This is a genomic window from Aliivibrio friggae (assembly GCF_057368515.1).
The window spans coordinates 2,351,350-2,370,008 of record NZ_CM170648.1 but is presented as its reverse complement, the minus strand read 5'-3'; the positions used below and the strand labels follow the sequence as shown (position 1 = coordinate 2,370,008).

Annotated in this window: 14 protein-coding genes; 13 read left to right on the top strand and 1 reads right to left on the bottom strand. The window is 40.3% G+C overall.

Annotated features, from left to right (window positions below):
• Positions 1 to 86: 86 nt before the first annotated feature.
• From lepA to acpS, 7 genes are all read left to right on the top strand, one after another.
• A complete protein-coding gene (gene lepA, locus AC2INI_RS11015; RefSeq protein ID WP_061003173.1) occupies positions 87 to 1,880 on the top strand; it encodes a translation elongation factor 4 in 1,794 nt (597 codons plus the stop codon).
• 118 nt (positions 1,881 to 1,998) lie between these two features.
• The gene (lepB, locus tag AC2INI_RS11010; RefSeq protein ID WP_486304836.1) at positions 1,999 to 2,901 is read left to right on the top strand and encodes a signal peptidase I; all 903 of its coding nucleotides are present in this window, start codon (positions 1,999 to 2,001) and stop codon (positions 2,899 to 2,901) included.
• A gap of 10 nt (positions 2,902 to 2,911) precedes the next feature.
• Positions 2,912 to 3,583, top strand: a complete 672-nt coding sequence (rnc, locus tag AC2INI_RS11005) for a ribonuclease III (protein ID WP_122036303.1) — start codon at positions 2,912 to 2,914, stop codon at positions 3,581 to 3,583.
• Complete coding sequence (era, locus tag AC2INI_RS11000; RefSeq protein ID WP_122036305.1) at positions 3,583 to 4,548, top strand: GTPase Era; 966 nt, start codon at positions 3,583 to 3,585, stop codon at positions 4,546 to 4,548. The genes rnc and era overlap by 1 nt, the downstream gene beginning before the upstream one ends.
• Positions 4,549 to 4,723: 175 nt before the next feature.
• Entirely contained in the window at positions 4,724 to 5,440 is a 717-nt protein-coding gene (recO, locus tag AC2INI_RS10995; protein WP_486304835.1) for a DNA repair protein RecO, read from the top strand.
• A complete protein-coding gene (pdxJ, locus tag AC2INI_RS10990) occupies positions 5,437 to 6,168 on the top strand; it encodes a pyridoxine 5'-phosphate synthase (RefSeq protein WP_122036309.1) in 732 nt (243 codons plus the stop codon). The genes recO and pdxJ overlap by 4 nt, the downstream gene beginning before the upstream one ends.
• Positions 6,168 to 6,548: a holo-ACP synthase gene (gene acpS, locus AC2INI_RS10985; protein WP_446704626.1), complete on the top strand. Its 381-nt coding sequence runs from the start codon at positions 6,168 to 6,170 to the stop codon at positions 6,546 to 6,548. Before pdxJ ends, acpS begins: the two co-directional genes overlap by 1 nt.
• A 6-nt stretch (positions 6,549 to 6,554) precedes the next feature.
• Here the strand turns inward: acpS and barA are convergent, their stop codons facing one another.
• Positions 6,555 to 9,344, bottom strand: coding sequence for a two-component sensor histidine kinase BarA (gene barA / locus AC2INI_RS10980; protein WP_486304834.1), 2,790 nt, complete (start codon positions 9,342 to 9,344; stop codon positions 6,555 to 6,557).
• A 174-nt stretch (positions 9,345 to 9,518) separates the two neighbouring features.
• Here barA and rlmD point away from each other — a divergent pair, with 174 nt between their 5' ends.
• The 6 genes from rlmD to eno all read left to right on the top strand — a co-directional run bounded on the left by rlmD (position 9,519) and on the right by eno (position 18,566).
• The gene (gene rlmD, locus AC2INI_RS10975; protein WP_486304833.1) at positions 9,519 to 10,835 is read left to right on the top strand and encodes a 23S rRNA (uracil(1939)-C(5))-methyltransferase RlmD; all 1,317 of its coding nucleotides are present in this window, start codon (positions 9,519 to 9,521) and stop codon (positions 10,833 to 10,835) included.
• A gap of 77 nt (positions 10,836 to 10,912) precedes the next feature.
• On the top strand, positions 10,913 to 13,150 hold the full coding sequence (gene relA, locus AC2INI_RS10970; protein WP_486304832.1) for a GTP diphosphokinase: 2,238 nt from the start codon (positions 10,913 to 10,915) through the stop codon (positions 13,148 to 13,150).
• Positions 13,151 to 13,352: 202 nt separating this feature from the next.
• On the top strand, positions 13,353 to 14,486 hold the full coding sequence (locus AC2INI_RS10965; protein ID WP_122036320.1) for a flagellin: 1,134 nt from the start codon (positions 13,353 to 13,355) through the stop codon (positions 14,484 to 14,486).
• A 70-nt stretch (positions 14,487 to 14,556) separates the two neighbouring features.
• Positions 14,557 to 15,417 carry a nucleoside triphosphate pyrophosphohydrolase gene (mazG, locus tag AC2INI_RS10960; protein WP_486305725.1) on the top strand — a complete coding sequence of 287 codons (861 nt, stop codon included), beginning with the start codon at positions 14,557 to 14,559 and terminating at the stop codon, positions 15,415 to 15,417.
• Between the two features lie 131 nt (positions 15,418 to 15,548).
• Positions 15,549 to 17,189 (top strand): CTP synthase, encoded by a 1,641-nt coding sequence (gene pyrG / locus AC2INI_RS10955; protein ID WP_122036322.1) that lies wholly within the window; start codon positions 15,549 to 15,551, stop codon positions 17,187 to 17,189.
• A gap of 78 nt (positions 17,190 to 17,267) precedes the next feature.
• Positions 17,268 to 18,566, top strand: coding sequence for a phosphopyruvate hydratase (gene eno / locus AC2INI_RS10950; RefSeq protein WP_122036324.1), 1,299 nt, complete (start codon positions 17,268 to 17,270; stop codon positions 18,564 to 18,566).
• The last annotated feature ends 93 nt before the right edge of the window (positions 18,567 to 18,659 follow it).

Here is an 18,659-nt window from a genome sequence, read left to right as displayed (position 1 = left end):
AGCGACTTGCGAGGAAATTGGGTAGAATCCCATTACTTGATCTCACGATCCAATCCCATTAACTAATTGAGTTTGTCACGTCATTCATGAAGCATATTCGTAATTTTTCTATTATTGCCCATATCGATCACGGTAAATCAACACTATCTGACCGCCTAATCCAAGTTTGTGGTGGCCTGTCAGACCGTGAAATGGCAGCACAAGTTCTTGATTCAATGGATCTAGAACGTGAACGTGGTATTACCATTAAAGCCCAGAGTGTTACTCTAGACTATACGGCGAAAGACGGTGAAACCTATCAACTAAACTTCATCGATACACCAGGACACGTTGACTTCTCTTATGAAGTATCGCGTTCACTTGCCGCTTGTGAAGGCGCATTATTGGTAGTCGATGCAGGTCAAGGTGTAGAAGCACAGACTTTAGCAAACTGTTACACCGCAATTGAAATGGATTTAGAAGTAGTTCCAATCTTAAATAAGATTGATTTACCTGCGGCTGATCCAGAACGTGTTGCAGAAGAAATTGAAGAAATCGTAGGCATTGACGCGATGGAAGCAACGCGTTGTTCTGCAAAAACAGGCTTAGGTGTTGATGAAGTTCTTGAAACTATCGTTAAATCAATTCCAGCACCAGAAGGTGATCCTGAAGGCCCAACACAAGCCCTAATTATTGATTCATGGTTTGATAACTACTTAGGTGTTGTTTCTTTAGTTCGAGTTAAACATGGCTCACTTAAGAAAAATGACAAAATCAAAGTAATGAGCACAGGCCAAGTTTGGGGTATTGACCGCATTGGTATCTTTACACCAAAACAAATTGATACTGATGGATTAAATACCGGTGAAGTTGGCTGGGTTGTTTGTGGTATTAAAGACATTCTAGGCGCACCTGTAGGTGATACGCTAACACACGCTAAAGGCGGTTGTGAAGAACGCCTACCTGGTTTCAAAAAAGTGAAACCACAGGTATATGCAGGTCTGTTCCCAGTATCTTCTGATGATTACGAAAACTTCCGTGATGCATTAGGTAAGTTAAGTCTAAACGATGCATCGCTTTTCTATGAACCAGAAAGCTCTGCAGCACTTGGGTTTGGTTTCCGTTGTGGCTTCCTTGGAATGCTGCATATGGAGATTATTCAAGAGCGTTTAGAGCGTGAATATGATCTTGATCTAATAACAACAGCACCGACAGTAGTTTATGAAGTAGTATTGAATAATGGTGATTTACTGTATGTAGATAGCCCATCAAAACTACCTGCTGTAAACGACTTAGAAGAAATTCGTGAACCTATCGCTCGTTGTAATATTTTAGTTCCAGCTGAGTATTTAGGTAATGTAATTACGTTATGTGTTGAAAAACGTGGTATCCAAGTTGATATGGTTTATCACGGTAACCAAGTTGCACTGACGTATGATGTTCCTATGTCTGAAGTTGTTCTAGATTTCTTTGACCGTTTGAAATCAACCTCTCGTGGCTACGCGTCACTGGATTACAACTTCCAGCGTTATGAAGTATCTAACATGGTACGTGTAGATGTGTTAATCAATGGCGACAGAGTTGACGCACTAGCGATCATTACTCACCATGAGAATGCACAAAGCCGTGGTCGTTTATTGGTTGAGAAGATGAAAGAATTCATCCCTCGTCAAATGTTTGATATTGCTATTCAAGCTGCGATTGGTGCTCACATTATTGCGCGTTCAACAGTGAAGCAATTACGTAAAAACGTAATCGCAAAATGTTACGGTGGTGATATCAGCCGTAAGAAAAAACTGTTGAAGAAGCAGAAAGAAGGTAAGAAACGTATGAAGCAGATTGGTAATGTTGAATTACCTCAAGAAGCTTTCCTTGCGATTCTTCATGTAGGTAAAGATTAGTTTTTTATTTCTGATTATTCAGAGTGATATAAATTAAACTTTATTACAGCTCAAAGAAAGCGATGATCAATGGTCTTCGCTTTCTTTGTTATTGCAACACTTAACTTAAGGGAATGAAATGGCTAACACTTTTTCACTTATATTAGTTCTAGTAACACTATTTACGGGTGTTGTTTGGGCTATTGATAAATTCGTATGGGCACCAAAGCGCAAACTAAAAATTGCAGCAGCAAGTGAGCAAGCGAATGGACAAGTTGATGAAGCAACACTCGCAAAAGTTGCCCCACAACCTGCATGGATAGAGCAATCTGTTTCTATTTTTCCAGTGATTGGCCTTGTTTTAGTGTTGCGCTCATTTATTTATGAGCCGTTCCAGATCCCATCCGGTTCGATGATGCCGACGCTTTTAGTCGGTGATTTTATCTTGGTCGAAAAATTCTCTTATGGAATTAAAGATCCAGTTTGGCGTTCACAACTTGTAGAGACGGGTAAGCCTGAACGTGGTGATGTTGTTGTTTTTAAATATCCGCCACAACCAAATATAGACTATATTAAACGTGTAGTCGGTAAACCAGGTGATACTGTTATTTACAGTTCTTCAAAACAGTTGTGTATTAAGCCAAAAGGCGAGAGCAAGTGTAATATCATCCCGTTAACGAACATGAAAGACAGTGAATTCATGCAAGATCGTACTAACTTAGTTCAATATACCGAGCAGTTAGCAAAAGAGACAACGCATGATATTTTGGTTAACCCTATGAGAGCTGATCGTGTATCTATGTACCAACCACGACCAGGTTACAATGAATGGGTTGTACCAGAAGGTAACTACTTTGTGATGGGCGATAATCGTGACAACAGTGCCGACAGTCGTTATTGGGGTTTTGTTCCTGAAGCGAATTTAGTGGGTAAAGCGGTCGGGATCTGGATCAGCTTTGAATTTGAACGTGGTAGCGATAGTGTGCTGCCTTCCTTTATTCCTACTGGTGTGCGTTTTAACCGCATCGGTGGCATAGACTGATTGAAAGATTATGAATTCTTCATTACAACGCTTAGAAAAGAAAATTGGCTATCAATTTAAAGATGAAAACTTTTTAAAATTAGCGTTAACACATCGTAGTGCAAACGGCACTCATAATGAACGCCTAGAATTTCTTGGTGATTCAATCTTGAGTTTTGTTATTGCTGATGAGTTGTATCATCGATTCCCTAAAGTGGACGAAGGTGATATGAGTCGTATGCGTGCAACCTTAGTTCGTGGCCATACGTTAGCTGAACTAGGGCGTGAATTCCAGTTGGGTGATTACCTATTTTTAGGCCCTGGTGAATTGAAAAGTGGTGGTTTCCGTCGTGATTCGATTTTAGCGGATGCGGTTGAAGCGATCATTGGTGGCATCTACCTAGATAGCGACACTGAAGTTATCCGTGGGATTATTTTGGCATGGTACAAGACTCGTTTAGATTCAATTGAACCTGGTGTGTCACAAAAAGATCCAAAAACACGTCTTCAAGAGTACCTACAAGGTCGTCGTAAGCCGTTACCAACGTACACAGTAACAAAGATTAAAGGTGAAGCTCATAATCAAGAGTTCACTATTGAATGTATCGTAGCTGGCTTGGATGAGCCTGTTATCGGCAAAGGAAGTAGCCGCCGCAAGGCAGAACAGTCGGCTGCTGACATAGCATTAGGACAAGTAAACTAATGTCAGATGAAAAAGAATTTGATCTAGATGCGTACTTCTCATCAGAAGCTAAAACAGAATCTAGCGACAACCAACACTGTGGCTTTATTGCTATCGTTGGTCGCCCAAACGTAGGTAAGTCAACACTTCTAAACCAAATTTTGGGACAGAAGATTTCGATTACTTCACGTAAGCCTCAAACGACTCGTCACCGTATTATGGGTGTTGATACGGATGGAGACTATCAAGCTATTTACGTTGATACTCCAGGTCTTCATATTGAAGAGAAACGTGCAATTAACCGCTTAATGAACCGTGCAGCAAGCTCATCATTGAGTGATGTTAACCTGGTTCTATTTTTGGTTGATGGTACTCACTGGACTCCTGATGATGAAATGGTATTGAACAAGCTGAGAAAAGCGGAATTCCCTACGGTTTTATTAGTAAATAAAGTGGATAACGTTAAAGATAAAAATGACGTTATGCAGCATCTTCAAACCATGACTGAAAAAATGGACTTTGTAGATGTTGTGCCAATCTCTGCAAAATCAGGTTCAAACGTTGATTTTGTGCAAAAGTTGGTTCGTCAGTATTTACCAAAAGCAGTACATCACTTCCCTGAAGAGTATGTAACTGATCGTTCTCAACGTTTCATGGCGTCTGAAATTATTCGTGAAAAGCTAATGCGTTTTACGGGTGAAGAATTGCCATATTCTGTTACTGTTGAAATCGAACGTTTTGATTACAACCCTAAGATGGATGGCTTCCATATTAACGGTCTTATTCTTGTTGAGCGTTTAGGTCAAAAGAAAATGGTTGTTGGTAAGAATGGCGAGAAGATCAAGGTTATTGGTCGTGAAGCTCGTATTGATATGGAAGGCTTGTTTGACCGTAAAGTGTATTTAGAGCTTTGGGTTAAAGTTAAATCTGGTTGGGCTGATGATGAGCGAGCACTTCGTTCTCTAGGCTACATCGACGATTTATAATTTCTAGAAACTAGAAACGATAAGATCTAGAACAAGATCCCGAATAACTTAATCAAATTAATTTAAGTTGTTTGGGATTTTTTATTATAGCGAAATACATCTTTTATAGTATCTAGAAGCGAAGCGTTTATAGTTAGCGAAGCGCATAGTGCATTCTTTTTTATAGGTAAGAAACGTGGAAGAAGGCTTACAACGTTGTTTTGTCCTGCACCGAAGACCATATAGTGAAAGCAGTCTTATTTTAGATGTATTTAGCGAAGAGTATGGCCGTTTATCTATTATATCTAAAGGTGCGCGAAGTAAGCGCTCCAACCTCAAAGGTGTATTGCAAGCGTTTACCCCATTACTTATGAAATGGTCGGGTAAAGGTTCGATGCGAACATTGCGTCAAGCTGAGAGCATCAGTCTTGCTATTCCTCTTTCCGGTATTAATCTCTATTCAGCCATGTATATCAATGAACTGTTGGTGCGTGTGATTGAACAAGAAACCCCATATCCAGCTCTTTTTTTAGACTACCTCACCGCGTTAACTGAGTTAGCACAAACCAAAAACCCAGAACCAGCTTTACGACGTTTTGAATTAGCTTTGTTGTCTTCAATGGGCTACGGCGTAGATTTTTTACATTGTTCGGGCAGTGGTGAAATGGTTTCTCCAGAGATGACGTATCGTTATCGAGAGCAACAAGGTTTTATGGCATCTATTCGTCATGATCCCTTAATGAGCTTTAAAGGAAACGAATTGATTGCTATCAGTGAGCGACGATTTGTGACACCAGAGCAATTAAAAGCGGCAAAACGCTTTACACGCATAGCCTTAAAGCCGTATCTTGGCGGCAAGCCCCTAAAAAGTAGGGAACTGTTTCTTCCAAGAACAAGGAGTATTCTAAAATGAGTTCAATTTTACTTGGCGTTAATATCGATCACGTAGCCACCCTTAGAAATGCAAGAGGGACTAAATATCCAGATCCTGTACACGCTGCTGAAATCGCAGAGCGTGCTGGTGCTGCGGGTATTACTATTCATCTGCGTGAAGATCGTCGTCATATTAATGATCGCGATGTACGTATTCTGCGTGAAACGCTACAAACGCGAATGAACTTAGAAATGGCAGTGACGGATGAAATGGTTGGTATTGCGCTTGAAACACAACCTGAATTTGTTTGCTTAGTACCAGAGAAGCGTGAAGAGTTAACCACTGAAGGCGGCTTAAATGTCTTAGGCCAGCTTGAGAAAGTGAAGGCTGCAACGACAACGCTCTCTGATGCAGGTATTAAAGTGTCTCTATTTATTGATGCAGATAAAGAGCAAATTGATGCAGCGGTTGAATGTGGCGCGCCATATATTGAACTTCATACCGGTGCTTACGCTGATGCAAAAACAGAAGAAGCGCAGCAAGATGAGCTGAAAAAAATCGCAGCAGGCGCAAGTTATGCGGCTTCTAAAGGCCTCATTGTTAATGCTGGTCATGGCTTGACGTATCATAACGTTGAAGCGATTGCAGCTCTGCCAGAAATCTACGAATTAAACATCGGCCACTCAATTATGGGGCGTGCAGTGTTTGATGGTTTAGAAAAAGCTGTCGCGGATATGCACCGTATTATGCTTGGTGCTCGTAAGTAATGGCAATTGTTGGTCTAGGGACTGATATCGCTGAAATAGAAAGGGTTGAGAAAGCCCTTTCTCGTTCAGGAGATGCGTTCGCTGAGCGCATCTTAAGTGTATCTGAATTTAATAAATATCAATCATTAAAGCAAAAAGGACGTTTCTTAGCTAAACGTTTTGCAGCAAAAGAAGCCGCTTCTAAAGCGTTAGGTACCGGTATTGCTCACGGTGTTACCTTTCATGATTTTACAATCTCTAATGATGAGAATGGTAAGCCGCTATTAACACTCTCAGGTAAGGCGCTTGCTTTATCACAACAAAAGAGTGTCTCTCATATTCACCTTACTATCTCTGATGAGCGTCATTACGCTGTAGCGACTGTTATTTTTGAATCCTGAATTAAGCTATTTCAAGCATTGAGAAGCATCTTGTGTAACTTTAGTCATTTCGTCTTGCAGCTCAAATAGTTCAGGTTCAACTTCTTCAATGGAACTATCTTGTCGTAGAGCCGTTTCAATTAAATTACAAAGCTGCTTTAATCTTGGAACACCACAATATGAGCTGCTGCCATGCAGTTTATGTATATAGTGACAAAGCTCTTCAGTAGAAGAGTTTCCTGCAATGGCCTTTTCAATCCAATCATCGACCTCTGGAATAAATTCAATCAGCATCTGTAGCATTTCTTTAGCGAGATCTTCTTTTCCTGCCGATTGCTTTAATGCGGCTTCCCAATCAATGCTACTATTCTTATTACTGCTTGCTTCTTCAACATGCAGTGCAGGAATTTCGTCGGCTAAGATCTCTATTTTTTCAACATCCGTCGTATCGGTTAACGGACTCCAGTGAATAATGACTTGTTGAAGCACATGCTCTTCAATTGGTTTTGTAAGGTAGTCATCCATGCCTTCGCTGATTAATCGCTCTCGTTCGCCAGCCATAGCATGGGCAGTAACTGCAACCACAGGAGTTTGTGCATTTAAGACCGTTTTACGGATCTCTTTACATGCCATTACGCCATCCATTTTTGGCATTTGAATATCCATTAAGATGATATCAAACTTTTGCTCTGTGGCTTGTTGCACCGCATCGATACCATTTTTACAGGTAACCACTGTCTCTACTTGTTCGTGTAATAAAGCAGAAATAAGTTTGAGGTTTGCTGGATTATCATCAATCGCCATCACTTTAATCGGTAAACGCTGAGGTCCTTCGTGAGAGGCCATTAAATCCGGTAAAGTAGGTATTTGTTCTAATTGCTTATGGTTGAGTAAAGCATCAAGCAATTTTTTCTTAGCGAATGGCTTTGATAAACAAGTAATGTGAGTCTGTTGATTTAACTCCTCAGTGAGAGCAAGCTCTGTACTTGGTAAGCCGATAATTACGGTTGGGCAATAAGGCGCGAGTTTATTTGAGATCTTTTGTAATGATTGCGCTGTTGGCTTAGCGGTCGAGCTTAAGCTGATTAGAGCGAAATCATGAGGTTCAATATTATCGGGCAGTGTTGAGCGGTAAGTGACAAAGACACCGTGATTGATAAATTGCTGTTGTAAAATAGAAGCTGATTGCATATTTGGTTCTATTAATAACAGTTTTTTCTTATCTAATTGGGCAACATCACGTTCATCAATCATAGGCAGATCTGTTGAGTTCATTTTGATAGTAAACCAAAAGGTTGAACCTTGGTGAAGACGACTACTAAGGCCTATCTCTCCACCCATTTGAGCCACTAATTTTTGAGTAATAACTAGGCCTAAACCAGTACCACCATAACGGCGTGAAATGCTAGCATCTGCTTGGCTAAATGCTTGGAATAATTGAGCCTGTTGGCGCTCTGAAATACCAATGCCAGTATCACGAACCACAAATTGAAGATCAATGCTGTCGTTATGTAAGTGTTTTAGTTCAACCGAAATATCGATGTTGCCTTTTTCGGTAAATTTAATTGAGTTACCAACGAGATTATTAAGTACTTGTTGGATTCGAAGTGGATCTCCGATAAGCCCAGAAGGTACGCGTTGATCAATTTTTAATGTAATTTCTAAGCCTTTTTCATGCGCACTTGGAGCAAGTAGGCTAACCACTTCATCTAGACTGTCTTGGAAGTTAAATGGCAGGTTCTCTAGTAATAACTTACCCGCCTCCAGTTTCGAGAAATCTAAAATATCGTTGATGATAGTTAATAAGTTATTTGCTGAACGTTCAATGGTTTGTAAATAATCTTGTTGGTTATTAGACAGTGATGTTTTTAGCATTTGACGGGTAAAGCCAATCACACCATTAAGTGGGGTTCTTAGCTCGTGAGACATGTTTGCTAAGAACTCTGACTTAACCCGCGCCGCTTCTTGAGCACGTTTTTTTGCAATATCTAATTCAACGTTTTGAATTTCTAATTGCTCTAAGGTTTCACGTAAATCAGAGGTCGCTTGGTCGATACTTTGCTGCATCTCAACATGATACTCAGACAAAGAGATAGCCATCGCATTGATACCATTTTTAAGGGTATCTAGCTCGCCATGCAATTTATTCTCAATTCGTACATTCAAATGGCCACGACGAATACGGTCCACTACGCTGACCATGTGTGAAATAGGCTGAGTGACATCTTGCATCAAACGATAAGCAAAGACGCCTGATAAGCTCAATCCAAGGATTAATACAATCAAGGCAGAGAATATTTCTTGGTACTGCTGTAAGCGTAGACTGGATAAGTCTAGTTCAATGGCGATGTAGCCTAGAGGCTCATTGATATGAGAGGCGTCAAAATTGGCAGAGAACTGTCCTTCAGGGAGAATAGGCGTTCGTAATATTAAAGACTCTTCTTGAAAAGAAATATTAAGTAATAGTGGGATCGGTTTATCTTTAGGAAACGTTAAGCTTTCAAAATTAGGATGGAAGTTAGAAGTAACGAACAGTTCGTGATGCTCATCAAATACGGCAATACTGCGAACAATTTTAGAGTGCTTTCGATGCGCATAGCTTATTAGACGACGAACGGCTTCACGGTTTTTTCCCGTCATACCATACTCACTTGAGATGGCTAGCGGTTCAATAATGCTGGTGCCACTCGAAATGAGCTGAGCTTCCAAATCATTGTATCGATTCATGGTAAAGAAGCCACTAAGTAGCAAACCGATAATTAATGTAGGCGCCAGTGTCAGGGTAATAACACGTGCGCGTAAACCGTATTTTGTCATATTGATTCGTTCTTATTAACTTCCTTGAGCGCGTAGCTTAATCAAGTTAACGAGTAAGCTCAATTATTCTATGTAGAAATCGTAAGTTGAAACACAAATCAATGCCCATTCTGCACTACATCTTAATATTGTTTGGGTATAATGGCGCTAATTTTGGTAAATCAGGCAATAATCATGGCGCAATTCTTCAAACCTAAAAAGAAAGCTTCAGTAAACACAAAGCATCAATCTGTTGATGTGGTTCGATTAGATCACAATGGCGAAGGTGTCGCTTTTGTAGATAAGAGACCAGTATTTATTGAAGGTGCTTTACCTGAAGAAAAAGCGATTATTCAATTTATCGAACAGAAAAAACAATACTCTCGAGCTAAGCTTATCAAGCTGACGGAAAAAAGCCCAAAGCGTCAAGATGCGATTTGTGAGTATTATCATGAGTGTGGTGGTTGCAATTTACAGCACCTTCAACACGATGAGCAAATTGTCGCAAAAAATATTAAGCTGCAAGAGCTAATGCAAAAACAAGGCGTTGAACCTTGTGAGATGGTTGAGCCGATTGTTGGTGATGACAAAGCCTATCGCCGTCGAGCTCGTATTAGTTTGATGTTTAATAAACAAACGAATCAGCTTGATTTTGGGTTTCGTAAGAAGCAAAGCAAAGCGATTGTAAATGTTCGCCATTGCCCAGTATTAGTGAATGAACTTGATCAACATCTAACGTCACTTTATGAATTATTAAATTCATTTAAATCGAAAAAGCATCTAGGACATGTAGAGTTAGTTCAAGCTGATAATGGCAGTGTCTTATTGATCCGCCATTTGGTTGATTTTAATAAAACTGACCATCAAGCATTACTCTCTTATTGTGAAGAGCGTGATTTGATCTTGTATTTAATGCCGGAATCAGATGTCTTAAACCATGTTTATGGTGAAGAGCCATATTACCTTATTGATGGTGCTAAAATTTACTTTACTCCAAAAGACTTTATTCAAGTTAATGGTGATGTGAATACAAAGATGGTTCATCAAGCTCTTTCTTGGTTAGATCTAAAAGAAAATGACACCGTATTAGACCTATTTTGTGGCTTAGGCAATTTTAGTCTACCTTTGGCTCAAAAAGTAGAAAGTGTCATTGGTATTGAAGGTGTTGATGAAATGGTTCAACGCGCGCAACAGAATGCCAAAAGTAATAAATTATCGAATGTCACATTTTATCAGGCTAATTTAGAAGAAAGTATTGATGATCAAGTGTGGTCTAGAACAAAGTTTACAAAGATTTTACTCGATCCTGCCAGAGCAGGGGCTGCAGGAGTGATGCAAACTGTGGCAAAATTGAAACCTGAAACCGTGGTTTATGTATCGTGCAATCCGGCAACACTTGCACGCGATAGCCAATTACTTATTCAACACGGTTACAAGCTGACTAGGCTAGGAATGCTTGACATGTTCCCACATACAGGACATTTAGAATCTATGGCCTTGTTTGAGCGATAACTGGTAGTAAAAAATACCAAAGACGCTAAATGGAAGCCAAACAGAATCATTATAAAATTGGATTATAGGAAACGAACATGGTCGCAGTTCGCGGAGCACATCTTAAGGAAAATGAAGCGTTCGAGTTAGGTGAATGGATCACCAGCCTTGAGCAAGATAAAAACACCTCAAAAAAATTGACTGAGGTGTATAAGCAATGTGAAGAGTTAGTCGCTTCTCATAAAGAAGGACAGCTCTTGCTGTGGCGTGGTCGTGAGATGATCGAAATATTGATCACCTTAAGCATGGACAAGCCAACACTTATTGCCGCTCAGTTATTCCCTTTGGTTTCTTCTGGTGTTTTAGACAGAGAAACGCTAACTGAGCACTACAATAAAGAAATTGAAAAATTGATTGATGGCGTTGAAGAGATGGATGCCATTGGTCAATTGAATGCGTCTGTAGATGCGGAGTCGGCATCTTCTCAGGTGGATAATATCCGCCGAATGCTACTTGCGATGGTGGATGACTTTCGTTGTGTGATCATAAAATTAGCGGAGCGTATCTGTAATTTACGTGAAGTTAAAAATGAACCTGATGAAGTGCGTCGTGCTGCAGCAAAAGAGTGTAATAACTTATATGCTCCATTAGCAAACCGCCTAGGTATTGGTCAATTAAAGTGGGAAATCGAAGATTACTCTTTTCGTTACCAACATCCAGATACCTATAAAAAAATAGCTAAACAGTTATCTGAGCGACGTATTGTTCGTGAGCAGTATATCGAGGATTTTGTCACTGGGCTCAGTGATGAAATGCAAGAGTACAACATTAATGCTGAAGTGAGCGGCCGTCCAAAACACATCTACAGCATTTGGCGCAAGATGCAGAAAAAGAGCTTAGCATTTGACGAGCTATTTGATGTGCGTGCGGTACGAATTATCGCTGACCAACTGCAAGATTGTTATGCCGCTCTTGGGGTTGTGCATACTAAATTTAAGCACTTACCTAGTGAGTTTGATGACTATGTCGCGAACCCAAAACCTAATGGCTATCAATCAATTCATACCGTTGTTCTTGGTCCTGAAGGCAAAACTATTGAGATCCAGATCCGTACTAAGGATATGCATGAAGACTCTGAGTTAGGGGTTGCCGCGCACTGGAAATACAAAGAAGGTTCATCAAACAGCAGTCGCAGTGGCTATGATGAAAAAATCACGTGGCTACGTAAGCTGCTTGATTGGCAAGAAGAGATGTCTGATTCAGGTGAAATGCTGGATGAGCTACGAAGCCAAGTCTTTGATGATCGAGTTTATGCCTTTACGCCACGCGGTGATGTAGTCGATTTACCTATGGGTGCTACGCCGTTGGATTTTGCTTATCACATTCACTCAGAAGTGGGACATCGTTGTATTGGTGGGAAAGTAGGTGGACGAATAGTTCCATTTACGCATCAATTAACTATGGGTGATCAAGTTGAAATTATTACCCAAAAAGAACCGAATCCATCACGAGATTGGTTAAATCCAACTCTTGGTTTTGTTAATTCAGGCCGCGCTCGCGCTAAGATCAACGCATGGTTTAGAAAGCAGAGTCGTGAGAAAAATCTTGATGCAGGTAAAGAGATTTTAGAAACTGAATTAGCGAAGATTGGGGGCACATTAAAAGACGCAGAGCGATATGCTTTAAAACGTTTTAATGTTAATTCAACCGATGAGTTATTTGCTGGTGTAGGTAGTGGTGATCTTCGTATTAACCAAGTGATTAATCATATTAATGCGTTAATCAATAAGCCAACGGCAGAGCAAGAAGATCAAAAAGCACTAGAACAATTGCAAGAGTCTGAAGCCAAAGCACAAGCTCATGCTCAAGCACAGAATAAGAAACGTAATGATGCGGTTGTTGTAGAAGGTGTCGATAACTTAATGACACACCTTGCCCGTTGTTGTCAGCCGATCCCTGGTGATCCAATCGCAGGCTATATTACTCAAGGCCGTGGTATCTCAGTTCACCGTAGTGATTGTGATCAGCTTAATGAGCTACGTCATCATGCCGCAGAGCGTATTATTGATACGGTGTGGGGCAGTGGTTTTGAAGGGTCTTATATCTTAACCCTACGAGTGACAGCAATGGATCGTTCAGGTCTATTAAAAGATCTCACGACACTCTTTGCGAATGAAAAAGTAAAAGTATCAGGAATGAAGAGCCGAAATGATCATAAAAAACAGCTGACGATCATGGACTTTGATCTTGAAGTATTTAATGCGGATATCCTTAGTCGATTAATTACTCGTGTTGAGCAAGTGAAAGACGTAATGGAAGCGATGCGATTATCGTAATAAAGTACTTATTAAGCATATATAGCTAAATTATTGATTCATAATAATTATATTTTAAAGCCAAATGTTATTTACAACATTTGGCTTTTTTTTTGAAAAAATAATTCAAGTTCTGAAATTTCAGGCCGTAAATAAATGTATCAACGATGAATTATAGGCTTCTATCCTATAACAATAAATGAAGCCGACCGGAGCAAACATTATGTCAATTTCAGTAAATACAAACATCTCAGCAATGACAGCACAACGTTACATGAATAATGCAACTGCTGCTCAAACTGATTCAATGGAGAAATTGTCTTCAGGTTCAAAAATCAACAGCGCTGCTGATGATGCTTCTGGTCTGCAAATTTCAAATCGTATGACAGCACAAACTCGTGGTTTAGATGTTGCTGTTCGTAACGCTAATGACGGTATGTCAATTGCGCAAACGGCAGAAGGCGCAATGAAAGAAACGACCAACGTACTTCAACGTTTACGTGACTTATCGCTACAATCTTCAAATGGCTCAAATACTGACGCTGACCGTAAAGCGATGCAAGAAGAAGCAAGTTCATTAACTGATGAGCTGAATCGTATTGCTGAAACCACTTCTTTTGGTGGTACTCGTTTAATTAACGGTGAGTTTGGTACAAAATCTTTCCAAATTGGTGCTGATTCAGGTGAAGCAGTGGCAATGACACTAAACAGCATGCGTGCTGATGAGTCGACAATGGGTGGTAAATCTTACTTCGCTGAAGAAGGTCGCGATATCAACTGGAAAGTAGGTGCAGAAAACACGCAGTTTAATGTGACATACAATGATAAAAACGGTAATCCTCAAGAAATCAACATCTCAGCAAAAGCAGGTGATGATATTGAAGAGTTAGCGACGTACATTAATGGTCAAACGAACGAACTAAGTGCTTCAGTGACTGAAGATGGCGTACTTCAAGTGTTCATGTCAGGCGAAACTATCTCTTCTCCATTAGAGTTCAATGGCTCTCTAGCAAATGAATTAAAAATGGGTGGCGAGTCGGACGATACAGTTGCATCTATGGACCTTACAACCGTTGGTGGCGCACAGCGTTCAATTGATGTGATTGATGCCGCTCTAGAATACGTTGATGGTAATCGTGCTTCATTAGGTGCATTCCAAAACCGTTTTGAAAGTGCAGTTAAAAACTTAACAAACATTAACGAAAACATCACGGATTCAAATAGCCAAATTAAAGATACAGATTTTGCTAAAGAAACAACGAACTTAACTAAGACGCAAATTTTAAGTCAATCAAGTTCGTCAATCCTAGCACAAGCAAAACAAGCGCCAAGCATGGCAATGAGCTTATTAGGCTAGGCTTTATGAAGCAAAAAGTTAAGCTACCTTAGTATTAAGGTATATGAATTTTGAAAAAGCGATGACTATAATGGTCATCGCTTTTTTGTTTTTAATCAAAGGTAAATCTATTACAGTTTCAAATAACCTTGAACAATTGCTTTCAATCATGACACAACTACGTGACAAAGAATCTGGTTGCCCGTGGGATAGAAAGCAAACCTTTGATTCTATTATTCCTCACACCATAGAAGAGACTTATGAAGTGGTGGACGCCATTCATAAGAAGGACTGGGATAACTTAAAAGAAGAGTTAGGTGATTTACTATTCCAAGTTGTTTTTTATGCTCAAATGGCGAAAGAGGACGGTTTGTTTGATTTTAATGATGTGCTTGATACATTAAATGAAAAATTAGTTCGTAGGCACCCTCATGTCTTTAGTGATGAAGTGTTCTCATCAGAAGAAGAGATAACAGCGAATTGGGATAAAGTGAAGCAACAAGAGCGGTTGGTAAAAGAAGAGTTAGATAGCCCGTCACAAGCACAGCAGAGCATCTTAGATTCGATTCCTAGTGCCTTACCGGGCTTATTACGAGCAAATAAAATCCAGAAGCAGTGTGCAAAGGTGGGTTTTGATTGGGATGAGTTGCAACCGGTTGCCGATAAGGTAAATGAAGAGGTTGCAGAGGTACTAGAGGAAGCACTGAAAAATCCACGAGATGAGAAGAAGCTTGAAGAAGAATTAGGTGATTTACTTTTTGCGACAGTAAATTTTTCTCGTCATTTAGGAAAAAATCCTGAACAAGCTTTATGCAAGGCAAATGATAAATTTGAACGTCGTTTTCGTCAAATTGAAGCGAACGTCGCCAAAAAGAATAAAAAAATAGAGCAATGTGATTTAAATGAACTAGACTCAGAATGGGAAAATGTGAAGCGAAGTGAGCGGAATTGATTTGGAGCAAAAAATAAATCAATTAACTGTGATACTTTTCACGTTGTGGCGATAAAGCGGTTCTGGTATATTCACTTCCCGTCCAGATGAAATCCATTTTTATTCCTCATTACACCAATTTCAGGTAACGTATGACGACGAATTACATTTTTGTAACTGGCGGGGTTGTATCCTCACTAGGTAAAGGTATTGCAGCAGCATCATTAGCAGCTATTCTTGAAGCTCGTGGCTTAAAAGTCACTATGATGAAGCTTGACCCATACATCAACGTTGATCCAGGCACTATGAGCCCAACTCAACACGGTGAAGTATTCGTCACGGAAGACGGCGCAGAAACAGATCTAGACTTAGGTCACTATGAGCGCTTCATCCGCACCAAAATGACTAAGCGTAATAACTTTACAGCTGGTCGAGTATACGCAGATGTTCTACGTAAAGAACGTCGTGGCGATTATTTAGGTGCAACTATCCAAGTTATCCCTCATATCACGAATGCGATTAAAGAACGTGTTATCTCTGGCGCTGAAGGCCATGATATTGCAATCGTAGAAGTTGGTGGCACTGTTGGTGATATTGAATCTCTACCATTCATGGAAGCGATTCGTCAACTTGCTGTTGAGCTAGGCCGTGAACACACAATGTTTATGCATTTAACTCTTGTTCCTTATTTAGGTGCAGCGGGTGAGCTTAAAACTAAGCCGACTCAACACTCTGTAAAAGAACTACTTTCTATTGGTATCCAACCAGATATCCTAGTTTGTCGTTCAGACCGTGTTATCCCAGCAAACGAACGTAAGAAAATTGCTCTTTTCTGTAATGTACAAGAAAAAGCTGTTATCTCAATGAAAGACGTAGATTCAATCTATAAAATCCCACAACTAATCCGAGCGCAAGGTACTGATGAATTAGTATGTCAACGCTTTGGTATCACAGCTCCAGAAGCGGATCTGTCTGAGTGGGAACAAGTAATTTATGAAGAAGCTAACCCAACTGGTGAAGTTACTATCGGTATGGTTGGTAAATACATTGAATTACCAGACGCTTACAAGTCAGTAAATGAAGCATTAAAACATGCGGGCTTGAAAAATCGTCTAAACGTCACTATTAAATATGTAGACTCACAAGATGTTGAGTCTAAAGGAACTGAAATCCTAGAAGGTCTAGATGCAATTCTAGTTCCTGGTGGTTTCGGTGACCGCGGTATTGAAGGTAAGATCCTTGCTGCTCAATACGCTCGTGAAAATGCAGTACCATATTTAGGAATCTGTCTTGGTATGCAAGTTGCGCTGATTGAATATGCGCGTAACGTTGCTAATATGGAAGGGGCTCACTCTTCTGAATTCTCTAAAGACACTAAATTCCCTGTTGTTGGTCTAATCACTGAGTGGATTGATGGCGAAGGTAATGTTGAAGAGCGTACTGAGAAATCAGATTTAGGCGGTACAATGCGTCTTGGTTCTCAGCTATGTCACCTTGCAAAAGGCTCTAAAGCTCGTGAGCTTTACGGTAACGCAACTGTTGAAGAGCGTCACCGTCACCGTTATGAAGTAAATAACAATTTACTTCCTCAGCTTGAAAAAGCCGGTCTTAAAATTTCTGGTCTATCAGCTGATAAGAAGCTTGTGGAAATTATTGAACTTCCTAACCACCCATGGTTTGTGGCTGCTCAATTCCACCCAGAATTCACATCAACACCTCGTGATGGTCACCCATTATTTGAAGGTTTTGTTAAAGCAGCAGGCGAAAATGCTCGCGGTGAATTCGAAAAGTAATAGGATTTACGGATAGCTGCTCAATGTTGTAGTAGCTATTTTTAGCTTTTAAATTAAAGATAAAGTAGAGGAAACACAATGTCTAAGATCGTTAAAGTTCTAGGTCGTGAAATCATCGATTCTCGTGGTAACCCAACAGTTGAAGCTGAAGTTCACCTAGAAAGTGGTTTTGTAGGTATGGCTGCTGCTCCATCTGGCGCATCTACAGGTTCTCGTGAAGCTCTTGAGCTACGTGATGGCGACAAATCTCGTTTCCTAGGTAAAGGTGTTCTTAAAGCTATCGCAGCTGTAAATGGTCCAATCGCAGAAGCTCTAATCGGCAAAGACGCGAAAAACCAAGCTGAAATCGACCAAATCATGATCGATTTAGATGGTACAGAAAACAAAGCAAACTTTGGTGCTAACGCAATCCTTGCTGTTTCTCTAGCGAATGCTAAAGCGGCTGCAGCTGCTAAGTCTATGCCTCTTTACGCTCACATCGCTGACCTAAACGGCACTCCAGGCGTATTCTCTATGCCTCTACCAATGATGAACATCATCAACGGTGGCGAGCACGCTGATAACAACGTTGATATCCAAGAATTCATGATTCAACCTGTTGGCGCTAAAACGCTTAAAGAAGCTCTACGCATCGGCGCAGAAGTTTTCCACAACCTAGCTAAAGTTCTTAAGTCTAAAGGCTACAGCACTGCTGTTGGTGATGAAGGCGGTTTCGCTCCTAACCTTAAATCTAACGCTGAAGCGCTAGAAGTTATCGCAGAAGCTGTTGCAGCTGCTGGTTACGAGCTAGGTAAAGACGTTACTCTTGCTATGGACTGTGCTGCTTCTGAGTTCTTCAACAAAGAAGACGGTATCTACGACCTTAAAGGCGAAGGTAAGAAATTTACTGCTGAAGAATTCAACCATTACCTAGCTGGTCTTGTTGAGCAATTCCCAATCGTATCTATCGAAGATGGTCTAGACGAATCTGATTGGGCTGGCTTCAAGCACCAAACTGAACTTCTAGGTGACAAGATTCAACTAGTTGGTGACGATCTATTCGTTACAAACACTAAGATTCTTGCTCGTGGTATCGAAGAAGGCATCACTAACTCAATCCTTATCAAGTTCAACCAAATCGGTTCACTTACAGAGACTCTAGCTGCAATCAAGATGGCTAAAGATGCTGGTTTCACAGCAGTTATCTCTCACCGTTCTGGCGAAACTGAAGATGCAACAATTGCTGATCTAGCAGTTGGTACAGCTGCAGGTCAAATCAAAACTGGTTCTATGAGCCGTTCTGACCGTGTTGCTAAGTACAACCAACTTATCCGTATCGAAGAAGCTCTAGGTGAACTAGCGCCATTCAACGGTCTTAAAGAAGTTAAAGGTCAATAATCTCATTTTTTGAGAGTATGACTTAATTCTTTAATCGTTCGATTAGAATTTTGATACAAAAACCGTCTCATTTGAGGCGGTTTTTTTTATTTC